The 12,898-nt window shown below is 65.2% G+C and carries 14 protein-coding genes and 1 pseudogene; 9 read left to right on the top strand and 6 right to left on the bottom strand.

Annotated elements, in window-relative coordinates; all coding sequences use genetic code 11:
- Positions 1-120: 120 nt before the first annotated feature.
- On the bottom strand, positions 121-537 hold the full coding sequence (locus RZR99_RS08040; protein ID WP_323119223.1) for an Hsp20/alpha crystallin family protein: 417 nt from the start codon (positions 535-537) through the stop codon (positions 121-123).
- Between the two features lie 16 nt (positions 538-553).
- Complete coding sequence (locus RZR99_RS08035) at positions 554-991, bottom strand: Hsp20/alpha crystallin family protein (protein WP_323119222.1); 438 nt, start codon at positions 989-991, stop codon at positions 554-556.
- A 492-nt stretch (positions 992-1,483) separates the two neighbouring features.
- Between RZR99_RS08035 and RZR99_RS08030 the strand changes: the two genes are divergently transcribed.
- Both RZR99_RS08030 and RZR99_RS08025 read left to right on the top strand, forming a co-directional pair.
- The gene (locus RZR99_RS08030) at positions 1,484-2,842 is read left to right on the top strand and encodes a discoidin domain-containing protein (RefSeq protein WP_323119471.1); all 1,359 of its coding nucleotides are present in this window, start codon (positions 1,484-1,486) and stop codon (positions 2,840-2,842) included.
- Between the two features lie 256 nt (positions 2,843-3,098).
- Entirely contained in the window at positions 3,099-3,350 is a 252-nt protein-coding gene (locus tag RZR99_RS08025) for an energy transducer TonB family protein (RefSeq protein WP_323119221.1), read from the top strand.
- A 20-nt stretch (positions 3,351-3,370) separates the two neighbouring features.
- On the opposite strand, the gene RZR99_RS08020 is transcribed toward RZR99_RS08025, so the two are convergent.
- Entirely contained in the window at positions 3,371-4,009 is a 639-nt protein-coding gene (locus tag RZR99_RS08020) for a VC0807 family protein (RefSeq protein WP_323119220.1), read from the bottom strand.
- A 436-nt stretch (positions 4,010-4,445) separates the two neighbouring features.
- A complete protein-coding gene (locus tag RZR99_RS08015) occupies positions 4,446-4,616 on the bottom strand; it encodes a hypothetical protein (RefSeq protein WP_323119219.1) in 171 nt (56 codons plus the stop codon).
- Positions 4,617-4,780: 164 nt separating this feature from the next.
- Here RZR99_RS08015 and speG point away from each other — a divergent pair, with 164 nt between their 5' ends.
- From speG to RZR99_RS08000, 3 genes are all read left to right on the top strand, one after another.
- Positions 4,781-5,323, top strand: a complete 543-nt coding sequence (gene speG, locus RZR99_RS08010; protein WP_323119218.1) for a spermidine N1-acetyltransferase — start codon at positions 4,781-4,783, stop codon at positions 5,321-5,323.
- Positions 5,324-5,779: 456 nt separating this feature from the next.
- Complete coding sequence (gene sap1 / locus RZR99_RS08005; RefSeq protein WP_323119217.1) at positions 5,780-6,127, top strand: surface attachment protein Sap1; 348 nt, start codon at positions 5,780-5,782, stop codon at positions 6,125-6,127.
- A gap of 168 nt (positions 6,128-6,295) precedes the next feature.
- Positions 6,296-6,850: a YaeQ family protein gene (locus tag RZR99_RS08000; RefSeq protein ID WP_323119216.1), complete on the top strand. Its 555-nt coding sequence runs from the start codon at positions 6,296-6,298 to the stop codon at positions 6,848-6,850.
- Positions 6,851-6,880: 30 nt separating this feature from the next.
- Here the strand turns inward: RZR99_RS08000 and RZR99_RS07995 are convergent, their stop codons facing one another.
- Positions 6,881-7,294, bottom strand: a complete 414-nt coding sequence (locus RZR99_RS07995) for a VOC family protein (protein ID WP_323119215.1) — start codon at positions 7,292-7,294, stop codon at positions 6,881-6,883.
- 415 nt (positions 7,295-7,709) lie between these two features.
- On the opposite strand from RZR99_RS07995, the gene ada reads away from it, so the two are divergent.
- From ada to gshA, 3 genes are all read left to right on the top strand, one after another.
- On the top strand, positions 7,710-8,801 hold the full coding sequence (gene ada / locus RZR99_RS07990; protein ID WP_323119214.1) for a bifunctional DNA-binding transcriptional regulator/O6-methylguanine-DNA methyltransferase Ada: 1,092 nt from the start codon (positions 7,710-7,712) through the stop codon (positions 8,799-8,801).
- Positions 8,798-9,748, top strand: coding sequence for a DNA-3-methyladenine glycosylase family protein (locus RZR99_RS07985; protein WP_323119213.1), 951 nt, complete (start codon positions 8,798-8,800; stop codon positions 9,746-9,748). The genes ada and RZR99_RS07985 overlap by 4 nt, the downstream gene beginning before the upstream one ends.
- Before the next feature lie 142 nt (positions 9,749-9,890).
- Entirely contained in the window at positions 9,891-11,504 is a 1,614-nt protein-coding gene (gshA, locus tag RZR99_RS07980; protein WP_323119212.1) for a glutamate--cysteine ligase, read from the top strand.
- Between the two features lie 54 nt (positions 11,505-11,558).
- Here the strand turns inward: gshA and RZR99_RS07975 are convergent, their stop codons facing one another.
- A complete protein-coding gene (locus RZR99_RS07975; protein ID WP_323119211.1) occupies positions 11,559-11,972 on the bottom strand; it encodes a hypothetical protein in 414 nt (137 codons plus the stop codon).
- Between the two features lie 752 nt (positions 11,973-12,724).
- On the opposite strand from RZR99_RS07975, the pseudogene RZR99_RS07970 reads away from it, so the two are divergent.
- A pseudogene (locus RZR99_RS07970) lies at positions 12,725-12,898 on the top strand (transposase); the annotation flags it as partial.

Below are 12,898 nucleotides of genomic sequence, written 5' to 3'. Positions count from 1 at the left end.
CGGGCCCGGTCCGTACACGCGAAAAACCGGCAGACCAACGAAAAGCGGAGCGGCGGGCGCGCGTCGCGCACATCGAAGGCGACGGCAAAGCACCTGCCGTCGCCCCCGTGTCACGCGCTGTCAGGCAACACGGCTCAGGCTGACCTCGATCTTGCGCGGACGCGCTTCGTCGCGGCGCGGGATCGTCAGTTTCAACACGCCGTCCTGCAGATTCGCTTCGATCCTCGACGTATCGAAATCAGGACTGAGTACGAAAGTGCGCGCGAAATGCGGCTCCCGCGCCTCGACATGCTGCGGCCTCAAGCCACCCGGCGTCGGCAGGATCGCGCGCGCATCGATCGACAGATTGCCGTCGAGCACCTTGATATCGAGCTGTTCCTTCGACACGCCCGGCAGATCCGCCCATAGCGTGATGCCCTGCTTGTCCTCGTAGACATCCACCGCCGGCACGACGGTGACGGTACGCCGCGTATCGGGGGCGACGCCGCGCGGTATCGCGGCGGCCTGGCGTTCGGCGATCTGGCTGCTGGTGTTCATGGTCGGCTCCTTCGTTTTATTGGACGGTGATGGCGCGCGGTTTCGATGCTTCGCGCTTGCCCACGCTGACGAGCAGGCAGCCGTTCTCATAACGCGCGCTTACCTTGTCGGGATCGATGTTCTGCGGCAATTCGACGATGCGGCGAAACGTTCCGCTGAAGCGTTCGTGCGCATAGGCGCGCACGTCGCCGCCCGCACCCTGCGCCGGTTTGCGTTCACCGCTGATCGTCAGCAGGCCTTTGTCGATGGAGACGTCGAAATCTCCGGCCTGCATGCCGGGCGCAAACGCGACGATCTCGATGGCGTCGTCGGTCGCACCGATGTTGAGTTGCGGAAAGGCGCCGAGCCGGCTCGCCCGGATGCTCGACGGGAACCCGCCGAACAGGCCCGTCATCTGCCGCTGCAGACGATCGAATTCACCGAGGAGGTGCGGACCGAAGTAAAGATCGCTCATGGTCGTATCTTCCAGAAAGGAGGCCCGAGGAGGTACCGGCGAACGCGCGCGGCTCGTCCGTCAGGCGACGGCAAGTCAGTCGGAGCGGGCGGCGCGTCGATGCGCCCTCGCTGTGTAACGAGAACATAGGCGCGCCGGGACGGATTTCAAGAGTGTTTTTTTTGGCAAGGCGTGGCGCGGTTGCGGGGCCGTGTTGCCCACGAGCGGAAAGCGCACCTCATCCGGATCGAATAATCGATCGGACTCCCTGCGATGGACATCGCGTCGATCGGCCGTAGTGCGAGATCCGGTAATGTCGTCGCGCGACGGTGGCCTGCATCACACATCCAGCCATCGATTCGGCACGACAATGCATCACGTGTTTTCGGTCGCCGTCGCGCGATCGCGGTGCGCTGCATCACCGAAAACCATCACGCAATACTCCGCAGAGAGAGGGGTGTCTTGAATACGAAAACCATTGCCGCCGCGCTCGCCGGCGCGACGCTGTTCGTCATGTCGGCCGGCCCGGCTCATGCCGCCTGCGTCGCCAATCCGCCGACCCAGTCCGATGCATCGTTTCCGGTCAACCTGACCGGAAAGCTCGCGTATCACAGCTACGTCAGTTACGGCGACGGCACGAGCCAGATCTTCATCTACGACTTTGCCGCACGCACGCTGACGCAGGTGTCGAAGCCCGCGTGGGGGATCACCGATCCGATGAATGCGGTGTTCAGTCCCGACGGACGATGGCTCGCGTTCATGGGAGTGGCCGACAATGCATGGAACGTCTTCTTCTGGCAGGTCGGCTCGGGCAATCCGCCGGTCAACATGACGCGCAGCACCGGACAGACGCGCAACGAAGATCCCAAGTTCGGCGCCGACGGACAGTCGCTGTTCTTCAAACAGAACGGCGACGTGATGCAGGCGGCGCTGTCCTATGCGAGCGGCATCCCCGCTTTCGCGTCGGTGACGAACCTCACCGGCACCGCGCCCGCGATCGAAAGCTCGATGCCGTTTCCGTCGCCGGACGGCAGCGCGGTGTATTTCGCGACCGGCACGGGCGCGAACATGGGGCTGTACAAGGAGACCATCGCGACGCGCGGCAAGGTTGCCTTCGATACGCCGGCGGGCCTTGCCGCCTATTACCCGATCGTCAGGGCGGACGGCACGGTGTTCTATGCGCGCTGGCGCACCGCGGCGAGCCAGGCGGACCAGATCTACACGAAGACCGACCCCGCCGCGACGCCCAGCCAGTTGCCGCTCAACGACTGCAACAGCAACAACTCGGATCCGTGGCCCGTCGACGGTTCCAGCCTGGTGTTCTTCTCGTCCACGACGGCGGGCAGCTACCAGCTCTATGTCGGCGACGCGAACACGGGACAGCGCTGGAGCCTCGCGCAGTTCGGCGTGAACGCGGACAACACGAAGGCGAAGCTCGGCGCGAGCTATACCGGCGGACTGAGCGGCGCGCAGCCCGTGCTGCTGTCGCAGGGGCAGCCGGCGGCCGCATCGTCGTCGTATGGCGCGGGCTTGACTCCCGACCGCGCGTTCGACGGCAACCTGAACACCCGCTGGGATTCGATTGAAGGCAGCGCGGCGGGCACGCAGTGGCTGTCGGTGGATCTGGGCGCGGTGAAGAACATCACGGGTGTGGACCTGTACTGGGATGCCGGTGCGAAGGTGTACGAGATCCAGGTATCGAACGACAACGCGAGCTGGACGACGCTTTACGCCGCGTCCGACGGCGCGGCCTCCGGTCACGTCGCGATCGCGAACCTGAACGGCAACGGCCGGTATGTCCGGATGTACGGCACCCGGCGCGCGACGTCGTGGGGATATTCGCTCGACGAGATGCAGGTCTGGGGGCGCTGAGGGCGCGAGGTGGAATCGGTGGCGGCCTGCCGTCGATTGCGTTACGGACGATGCAGCAAGCGGGGCGCGGCGGCCGGGGCCGCATTGCGGTGCGATGGGTAACGCGCGACGCACGCAAATCGGTGTCGAGCGCGATTGCCTTTCGGCGGTTTCGTCGGCAAGCTAGGGGCTGCCGTGCGCGTGTCCGGTATCGCCGAAGCCCGGCACGACGCGCATCCCTTTCCCCGTGCCGACCTCGACCGCCTGGAGGGAACCCATGTCGCTGATGAACAAGCTGTTGTCCCGTGCGGTACGCGACCCGGACGAACTGCGCCGCAAGGTGATCGTGCGCGTCTGGCTCGACGACGAGGGTCGGGTGCGCGATCTGAAGGTGCGCCGCAGCTGCGGCGACGCGGCGCGCGACGAGAAGGCGCTCGACGCGATCGCGATCATGCAGTTTCCGCGCGGTCAATTGGGGTCGTCCGGCACGTCGCAGCGCTGGCACGATTTGTCCTACGACGTCGATTGATCTTCCGAGCGGCTGCCGGTTCAATTCCCTTCGGCCATCGCGCCGCGTCCCGTGCCGGGATCCCGCATCCGCGCCCGATACCGGAACGTCCAGAACAGCAACCCCCCGTACACGCCGTAGCTGATCAGCGGTGCGACGATCAGGTAGCGCTCGATCGGCCAGTGCCATGCGAGCCACGCGCGCAGGATGTTTTCTCCGGTGAGGCCGACGCCCCAGACGAGCGTGATGAACCGGATCGCGCGCCGGAATGCCGGCCGCTCGATCCACAGGTTCTCGATGTGCGCGGCGCCGTCGTCGCGCTGCCGTGCCACGGTAGCGCGCGCGAGGTAGAACGTGAGCGGCTTCTCCAGCAGCAGCGACATCAGGAACGCGACGCCGATGCAGCCCGACACCAGCGACTCGCGCATCAGCAGCAGGCGCGGACTGCCGCCGAACGAGACGGCGGCGCACGACAGCGCGATGCCGAGCAGGACGAGCGCACTGAGCGCATCGATGCGGCGATTCCGGAAGAGTTCGACCAGGCTCCAGAGGATCGGCAGCACCGCCGACGCGTAGAGCGCGCCGAGTTCGCCCCACGACGGCAGTGCGATCCGGTAGACCAGCCACGGCAGCGCGAAATTGACGACGAGTTCCGCGACGAAGGAAGCGCGTATTTTCATGGGCGGTTCGGGGCCGACGGATCAGCCGGCGAGTGGTGGTGTTGTCCGCGACGGGCGCGCGGTATTTTTCAGGTTCGGGCTCCACGCATCGACGGCGCGTTTTCGTCAGCCGGCGGGTAGCGGGCGGGGGAAGGCGCGCGGATGTCGTCCGTCGATTGTCCTCGATATGACGGCGGGATGCACGTGCGTCGCCGAGGGGCGGCGCCGGCCGCTCATGGCCGCGTGCTTCGGCAGTGCCGTGTTTGCACGTAGCCGAAGCACGCTGTCGTCACGACGGACGCGAATAGCCGAAACGGCGAACCCGGCGCATGTCCGGGTTCGGGATGAGGGGAGAGATGGGCGTCTTATGCTCGTGCGCAAGTGACAAGCACGCGAATCATTCGCGAACCGGATGCGTGAGGCGCTGCGACCGATGCGCGCATGCCGGCGGGGGCGTTCAGTGGTGGCGGCGCAGGCTGCGCCACGGATGGCGCCAGTCGATGTGCGGCGCGTGCGCGTCGCGCGGGTGCTGCTGGCGGTGCTCCTGCCAGAGTTCGTCCGAGAACAATACCGCGACGATCAGAAGCGGCAGCACCAGAAAAACGCCCAGTATCACTTGCTCGATCACGATAGCCTCCGTCAGGGTGGCGGGAACCCTTGTTCCATTTTAGGCTCTGTATGAAAGCCCGCAGTCATTTTCTGTCGATGCGCCGCACCGGTGCATCGCGTTGTCGAGGGATCTCCATACAATTCCCGACGCAGTCGCTCGAATGACTCAAGGACATCAGCATCATGCAACTTCAAAATCAAAATCACACGCTCGCGCTTCGTCCGCTGGAACGGCAGGATTTGCGCTTCGTCCACGAACTGAACAACGACGCGAAAATCATGCGTTACTGGTTCGAGGAACCTTATGAAACGTTCTCCGAGCTGTCGCAGCTTTACGACCGCCATGTGCACGATCAGCGCGAGCGCCGTTTCGTCGCGATCGACGCCGAGGGCGAACTCGCCGGACTGGTCGAACTGATCGAACTCGACTACATCCATCGGCGCGGAGAATTCCAGATCATCATCGCGCCGAACCGTCAGGGCCGCGGCTATGCGACGCGCGCGACGCGGCTGGCGATCGCCTACGCGTTCAAGGTGCTGAACCTGCGCAAGGTCTATCTGATCGTCGACAAGTCGAACGCGGCGGCGATCCACGTTTACGAGAAGTGCGGATTCAGGCACGAAGCCGAGTTGATCGAGGAATTCTTCGGCAACGGCGCGTATCACAATGCATTGCGGATGTGCATGTTCCAGGCGGATTATTTCAAGGAACAGCCGGTCGCATAATCGCAACCGCTCGCCCGTATCGCGGGCGTCGGACCAAAAAATGCCAGGTCGATTCGACCTGGCATTTTTCTTGTATTCCGCCGACATGAAATTTCCATGCGGCATCGCGGAAATTTTTCAATGACTTTAGGTGCAATGCATCAAATCGGCCGTCGAAAAGATTGAATTATCCAAATCGTTCATTTGCGTCGTCTCGATTTGCCTGAAAGTCTTTTGGAATAAGGCTTTCAGAGGCGAAAGCAGGTTTGAGAAAATAACTTTCTCCTGACAAAACAGGCGCTTGGCGACACGGAAAAGCGTATGGAACCGGGTGCGACAATTCGCCACTATTGCGGACGCACAATGAATATGCTTGCTATCCCCCGTGCTTCTTCTACGATGAAAAACGCAGGTCCGCGATTGCCTTTAAATACATAGCTAACCCGACCTCGGACCCAGCCTGTACGGAGACACGACATGATGAAGCGAACCGGTGTTTTGCTTGCGTTGCTGAGTGGGATTGCCGCAGTTTCGGTGGCTCAGGCGGGAGGCGATGCGTCGCTCAAGCCGCAGCAGGAAATCCAGCTCACCAAGAATGCATGGGGCTGCCTGTCGAAAGACAATCTGGATTCCGCGCTCAGCCACGAGCGCGACGGCCAGGCTCAGGCGAAGCAGCAGTATTTCGACGATTACCGCTGCTTGTCCGTGCCGGAAGGCCAGCGTTTCCGTGTCGTCAGCGTCGAGAAGGGCGACATCCAGTTCGTGAGCGCCGAGAACAGCGACCAGCAAGGCCTCTGGACGGATTCGCGCTTCATCAAGCAATAGCCTGCACGGGTTGCGTTCGGGCGCAGGTCCGGACGTCACCACGCAGGGACGCGGCCCGGCGCATGCCGGGCCGCGCGCGTTTACGGTCCGGTACGCGCGCATGCGCGGTGCATTCGGTATCATCACGCCCCGACCCGAACGAACGGCCCGCATGGGCCCACGACCCGCATGGCGATCAAATCGACGATCTACAAGGCAGAGCTGCAAATTGCCGACATGGACCGGCACTACTATGCCGATCATTCGCTTACCGTCGCGCGTCATCCGTCCGAAACGGACGATCGCATGATGGTACGCATCGCCGCGTTTGCGCTGTTCGCGCATGAGCGGCTCGAATTCTGCAAGGGGCTTTCCGATGTCGACGAGCCCGATCTCTGGCAAAAGGATCTGACCGGCGCGATCGAGACTTGGGTCGACGTGGGGCAGCCGGACGAGCGGCGCATCGCGAAGGCGAGCGGACGCGCGGGCGAGGTGAACGTGATCGCCTACGGCGGCCGCACGTCGGAGATCTGGTGGCAGGGCGTGCGCAGCAAGGTCGAGCGTCTGCGGAATGTACAGGTGCTCTCGCTCGCCGAGGAGGTCGCGGCCGCGCTTGGCGGGATGGCCGAGCGCACGATGCGCCTGCAATGCACGGTGCAGGACGGCGCCGCGTGGCTGTCGAGCGCGACGCACGATCCGGTCGCGATCGAGTGGACGGTGCTGAAGGCGCGCGCCGGCGCCTGAGCGCGCGCTGTTCGGGCAAGCCCGGGCGGCTCAATGCGCGGCGGCCGGCGGACCCTTGAGTTCGACCATGTTGCCTTCCGGGTCGAACAGGTAGATCGACTGCCCGTACCCGTCCGCGCCGTAGCGCTCGGCTTCCTTGCCCGGCTTCGCGCCGTGGGCGGCGAGGTGCGCATGCAGCGCGGCCGCGTCGAACGGTTCGACGCGCAGGCACAGGTGATCCATGTTGCGGCCGGTGCCGGGCACGCCGCTGTCAGGGCGGTCGAGCGATGCGCCTACCGCCAGCAGGTCGATCAGCGAGCGCCCCGCGCGCAGCTGCACGAGACCCAGCTCCTTTTGTTCCTTCTCGATGTGGCAGCCGAGCGCGTCGCAGTAGAAGCGGACCATCGCCGGCAGATCGGCGACGCGCAGCACCACGTGATCGATGTCGCGGATATGCGGTTTCATGGGGATCAGTCTCCTCTATCGGGAATCGGCTACGAGTGTAGCCGCGCGTCCGGCCGTGCGCGCATCGCGCGATGCGGAATCGAGGGACGAAAAAAAGCCCGCTCACGTGGAACGGGCTTAATCCATATCAGGAGGAGACATGGAGGAGACAGTTCCAACTATACACACGCGGATGGTGCGGCGCAATATTCTTTGTGTAAAAAAACGTCAGGCGGCGGTTTTGTCGCGCCCGCAGCGCAGCAAAACGGCGCTCGGCCCCGCCCGGCAAGGGGGGCGGAGTGGCGCTATTGGCGTGCGTCCCCTTTATCGGCACGGACTGCGCCGATCAGCGCCGGAATCACAGCGCAAGATTCAGGGCGCGGCGCCAGGCGATGCCGCTTAGAGTAGCGGTCATCCCCTGCACACTGGCGAGATCATGATGAAACCAGCCTACCCGACCGACGACACCCGCTGGGACGCGCTCGTCGGGCGCGACGCCGAAGCCGACGGCACATTCTTCTACGCGGTGAAAACGACCGGCGTGTTCTGCCGGCCGTCGTGCGCGTCGCGGCTGCCGTTGCGCGCGAATGTCACCTTCTTCGACGATACGGCGGGGGCGCGGGCCGCGGGTTTTCGGCCGTGCAAGCGCTGCCAGCCGGAGGGACTGCCGCGCGAGCGGGAAATCGTCATCCGGGCGTGCGCGGTGCTCGACGCGCATCCGCACGACCGCCTGACGCTGGCGCAACTGAGCGATGCCGTCCACCTGAGCCCGTTTCACCTGCAGCGCTTGTTCAAGCGGGTGGTGGGCGTGTCGCCGCGGCAATATCAGGCGGCCGGGCGCGGCGCGGCATTGCGCGATGCGCTGCGGGGCGGCGCGCCGGTCACCCGGGCGGCGGTCGATGCGGGCTACGGGTCGTCGTCGCGGCTGTACGCTTCGGCTTCGCGCGAGTTGGGCATGCTGCCGTCCGCGTTTCGCCGTCACGGCGCCGGGTGGCGGATCGACTATGCCATCGCATCGACGTCGCTCGGCCAGGTGCTGGTCGCCGCGACCGGCAACGGGGTGTGCAGCATCGCGTTCGCCGATACCCGCGCCGCGCTGCTCGACGAACTGACGGCCACCTTCGCGAATGCGGAGCGGGTCGAGTCGCCCGACCGGATCGCGCCGTTCGTCGCACAGATCGAGGCGTACCTGAGCGGTGCGCAGCATCGGATCGACCTGCCGCTCGATGTCGGCGCGACGGCGTTCCGGCTTCGGGTGTGGGACGCGCTGCGGCGCATCCCGTACGGCGAGACCCGCAGCTACACGCAGATCGCCGCGGCGCTGGGTGCGCCGCGCGCGGTCCGGGCGGTGGCGGGTGCGTGCGCGTCGAATCCGGTCGCCCTCGCGATTCCGTGCCACCGCGTCGTCCGGCAGGGCGGCGCTCCGGCCGGCTATCGCTGGGGCGTGGCGCGCAAGCTCGCGCTGCTCGACGCCGAAGCCCGGCAGGCGCCCGGCGAGCGGGCAGCGCACATGGACGACGCCGCTTGAGCCCGGCCGCCTCCGGCGTCACCGCCGTCGCTGCGTCGCGCGTCGGCGTCGCGCTCGAACTGCCGTTCAGGGCACCTTACGATTGGGCGCGCCTGCTGCGCTTTCTGGCCGGCCGCGCGATTCCCGGCGTCGAGGCGGTCGAGGACGGCGCGTACCGGCGCGTGATCGACTACCGCGGTGCCACCGGTACCCTGACCGTGCGCCGGCATCCGCGCAAGCACTGCCTGATCGCGCAGCTCGACGGCGGCGTGGCGCGGGCGGCGGACGCCGAACTGGCTGCGCGGCTCGGCGTGATGTTCGACGTGCAGACCGATCCGGCAGCGATCGCCGCGCACCTGGCGCGCGATCCGTGGCTCGCGCCGCTCGTCGGTGCCGCGCCGGGACTGCGTGTGCCGGGCGCGTGGTCGGGCTTCGAGCTGGTGGTCCGCGCGATCGTCGGCCAGCAGGTGAGCGTGAAGGCGGCGACCACGATCTCCGGGCGGCTGGTCGAGCGGGCGGGCGAGCGCGTGGCCGGCCACGCGGACGATGCGATCGGCTGGCGCTTTCCCGAGCCGGCGGCGCTGGCGGCGTGCGATCTGGCGAAGATCGGCATGCCGGGCAAGCGGGTCGATGCGCTGCAGGGTGTCGCGCGGGCTGTTGCGACGGGCGAGGTGCCGCTCGAATCGGGCACGGCCGAGCCGGCCGCGTTGCGCGCGGCGCTGCTCGCGTTGCCGGGCATCGGCCCGTGGACGGTCGAATATATTGCGATGCGGGCGTGGCGCGATGCCGACGCTTGGCCGGCGACCGATCTCGTGCTGATGCAGTCGATTGCCGCACGCGATCCGGCGCTCGACCGCGCGCCGCGCCAGCGTGCCCGGACCGATGCGTGGCGGCCGTGGCGCGCGTATGCGGCGATGCATCTGTGGAACGAGGTTGCCGACCGCGCGGGCGGCGCGCGGGGCGGATAAGACGGGCTCCGGGGATACCCTGGGACGGCCGAGGCCACCTCAAGCGAGCCTTCCGGCGAGATGTTAAAGTGCCCGCTACCGTCAATCCAGCCAGGTGGCGCGCGCTCAAGCGGCGTGCCGCCGAGCCCGCCCTTCCGCCTCAATGTCGAACACCATGACTTCCCGCCAGCGCGGTCTGTTGCAGCGCCGACTCGACGTGTTGAGCACCAGCCCGACGCGCGCGCACCTGACCGATGGCCTGCGCGGCATCGAAAAGGAAAGCCTGCGCGTGACGCGCGACGGCATGATCGCGTTCACGCCGCATCCGCGCGCGCTGGGATCGGCGCTCACGCACCCGTCGCTCACGACCGATTATTCGGAAGCCCTGATCGAACTCATCACGCCCGCGGAAAGCGATGCGGCAATCACGCTCGAACGTCTCGACGAACTGCACCGGCTGGTCTACGCGTCGCTCGGCGACGAGATGCTGTGGACCGATTCGATGCCGGGCCTGCTGCCTGCCGATGACGAGATTCCGCTCGCCGACTACGGCACGTCGAACATCGGCCGCCTGAAAACGGTTTACCGGCGCGGACTCGCGTATCGCTATGGCCGCACGATGCAATGCATCGCGGGTATTCACTACAACTATTCGCTGAACGAAGAAGTGTGGCGGCGTCTGCATGCGGAGGAAGGCTCGACGGCGAGCCAGGTCGACTACCAGTCCGAGCGCTATCTCGCGCTGATCCGCAACTTCCGCCGCACCAGCTGGCTGCTGATGTATTTGTTCGGCGCGTCGCCGGTGCTGGATACGCGCTTCCTGCGCGGCCGCGAGAACACGCTCGACACGTTCGATGCGCAGACGCTCTACCGTCCGTATGCGACCAGCCTGCGAATGAGCGATCTCGGCTACTCGAACACCACCGCGCAGGCCGCGCTCGAAGCCGACTACAACACGCTGCCCGGTTATCTCGACGCGTTGTCGAAGGCGGTGAGCGAACCGTATCCCGCCTACGAGGCGATCGGCACGCACCGCGACGGCGAGTGGATCCAGATCAACACGAACGTGCTGCAGATCGAGAACGAGTTCTACTCGACGATCCGGCCGAAGCGCGTCACGTATTCCGGCGAACGCCCGCTGCATGCGCTTGCGTCGCGCGGCGTGCAGTACATCGAAGTGCGCTGCCTCGACATCGATCCGTTCGAGCCGACCGGCATCGCGATCGATACCGCGCGCTTCATGGATGCCTATCTGCTTGTCTGCGCGCTCGACGACAGCGCGCCGCTGACTTGCGCCACGTACAAGGAATCGAACGCGAATTTCGGTCAGGTGACGCTCGAAGGGCGCAAGCCCGGGCTCGAACTGGTGCGCGACGGCGCGCCTGTTTCGATGCGGGAGTGGGCCGACGAGATTCTGACGAAGATCGACGCGGCCGGCCGCGTGCTCGACGAGATCCGGGGCGACACGGCGCATGCGGACGCGATCGCCGCCCAGCGCGCCAAGCTTGCCGATCCGGACCGGACGCCGTCGGCGCGGGTGCTGAAGACCTTGCGCGACAACGGGCAATCGTTTCTTGCTTTCGCCCGCGCGCAAAGCGAAGCGCACGCCGCGTATTTCCGTGCGCGGCCGCTCGACGAAGCGGCTACCCGCGACGCGCAGGCATTGGCCGCGAAGTCGCTGGCGGAGCAGGCCGAGCTGGAAAGCAAGACGGCCGGATCGTTCGACGCGTTCGTTGCCGCCTACCGGGCGTACACGCTGAACCGTTTCAGCGTCTGAGCGCTCCGCGCGCGCATGCATGGCGCACCGTTCTTCCGCCTCTCATTTCCTTTCTCACCACGGCGATCTTCGCCCGCTTTGCGCGAAGCGGGCGAGCCGTTTCTGCGCGTCCCGAACCGCGAACACAGGTGCGCGCAGCAACTGCTGCTCGTGATATTCGATGAGCCAGCCGGCGATCCGGCTATCGTCGCCGGTGAGCGACCAGGCTCCGTGTTCCGCGCGCTCGGCGGCGGCGTTGATCATGTGCTCCACTTCCTCGAAATGCGCGCGTTCGGCGGAGCCGAAGCCCGCTTCCTGCAGGTACCAGGTCAGATAGGCGGTCTCGATCAGCGCCGCGAGCAGATGGCCGTTGCCCTGCCCGGCGAGCAGCGCGGCCAGCGCGAGGTGATTCCGCAGAATCCGCTCGCGGATGGAGGCGGTCGTCGCGGGCAGCAACATCGATTTGCCGAGCGGTTTCCGGTTACGCATGGCGCGCGGGACAGGCAATGTGGTGAGGGCATGCCCGGCATGGACGCGAGCGGAGGCCGGCCGGCGCGGCGTGCGCGCGTGCGGGCAGGCAATGACTCCGTTTGCTGGTCGACATGGGAGGCGAGTGATTTGTTCTGCTCTGTTATCGATTAGATTAACGCGTCGGAGTGGGACTCTCTCGTGAATTGACGATCTTTAACTGATGGACTTTGCCGCGATTGCCAGATTTAACGCGATCGAGTTGTGCAATGTGTCGCCTCGTTAATGCGAGGGGGCGCATGAGTCCGCTAATTTTCGATGAAATGAATGTAGTCAATTTCAATGACGATTTAAAGGGGATGGGTTTCCGGTGGTCAAGAGTGATCAAGGTTGAAATGACTTTGTTATCTTCGTGGCGACGTGGATAGGCATTGCCCGATTGATCGTTGGGGCTTCCGAGCTGCTATCGCAGATAGTTTCTTGCATGCGTGTGATTATCGCTGGTTGGTAGATCCGCTTGAGCAGGGTTTCCTGCATCGGACGAATCTGTTTCGTCTCGCACGTGCTGGCAATCGAGCGGCGCGTAGTGGCGGGAATTCGAGATCTGATCGGCCGGGACAGGTATTTTCCGATTCCGACAATGCTCTCCGTGGCTTCTCATTCGTACTATTGGACCGTAGATTTTTCCGAAATCAGTAAGCTCCAATGATTGGTGAGGAAAAATTTTCTGAAAATGAATGAGGTGGGTATGCCGGTATCGGGGGAATGCTTGGACAATCCGTGCGATAGGCGTTGGTCAAAACGGGACCCAATCCCACTGACCGCGCGCGACCCGGTTCCAAACACCACCTCATCACCGAAGCGCAGGGTATCCCGCTCGCGGTCATCCTGACGGGCGCCAACCGACACGATGTCACCCAGCTTCATACACGGGTTGATGCCATCCC

The organism is Burkholderia alba, from assembly GCF_034721475.1.
GTDB classification, from domain to species: domain Bacteria; phylum Pseudomonadota; class Gammaproteobacteria; order Burkholderiales; family Burkholderiaceae; genus Burkholderia; species Burkholderia alba.
The sequence above is the reverse complement of the archived record's forward strand: the minus strand, read 5'-3'. Positions and strand labels throughout refer to the sequence as shown.

Bases quoted from the DNA above. Each gene is read 5' to 3' on its own strand.
- RZR99_RS08040 (WP_323119223.1), bottom strand. From the start codon at position 537: ATGAACACCAGCAGCCAGATCGCCGAACGCCAGGCCGCCGCGATACCG.
- RZR99_RS08035 (WP_323119222.1), bottom strand. From the start codon at position 991: ATGAGCGATCTTTACTTCGGTCCGCACCTCCTCGGTGAATTCGATCGT.
- RZR99_RS08030 (WP_323119471.1), top strand. From the start codon at position 1,484: ATGTCGGCCGGCCCGGCTCATGCCGCCTGCGTCGCCAATCCGCCGACC.
- RZR99_RS08025 (WP_323119221.1), top strand. From the start codon at position 3,099: ATGTCGCTGATGAACAAGCTGTTGTCCCGTGCGGTACGCGACCCGGAC.
- RZR99_RS08020 (WP_323119220.1), bottom strand. From the start codon at position 4,009: ATGAAAATACGCGCTTCCTTCGTCGCGGAACTCGTCGTCAATTTCGCG.
- speG (WP_323119218.1), top strand. From the start codon at position 4,781: ATGCAACTTCAAAATCAAAATCACACGCTCGCGCTTCGTCCGCTGGAA.
- sap1 (WP_323119217.1), top strand. From the start codon at position 5,780: ATGATGAAGCGAACCGGTGTTTTGCTTGCGTTGCTGAGTGGGATTGCC.
- RZR99_RS08000 (WP_323119216.1), top strand. From the start codon at position 6,296: ATGGCGATCAAATCGACGATCTACAAGGCAGAGCTGCAAATTGCCGAC.
- RZR99_RS07995 (WP_323119215.1), bottom strand. From the start codon at position 7,294: ATGAAACCGCATATCCGCGACATCGATCACGTGGTGCTGCGCGTCGCC.
- ada (WP_323119214.1), top strand. From the start codon at position 7,710: ATGATGAAACCAGCCTACCCGACCGACGACACCCGCTGGGACGCGCTC.
- gshA (WP_323119212.1), top strand. From the start codon at position 9,891: ATGTCGAACACCATGACTTCCCGCCAGCGCGGTCTGTTGCAGCGCCGA.
- RZR99_RS07975 (WP_323119211.1), bottom strand. From the start codon at position 11,972: ATGCGTAACCGGAAACCGCTCGGCAAATCGATGTTGCTGCCCGCGACG.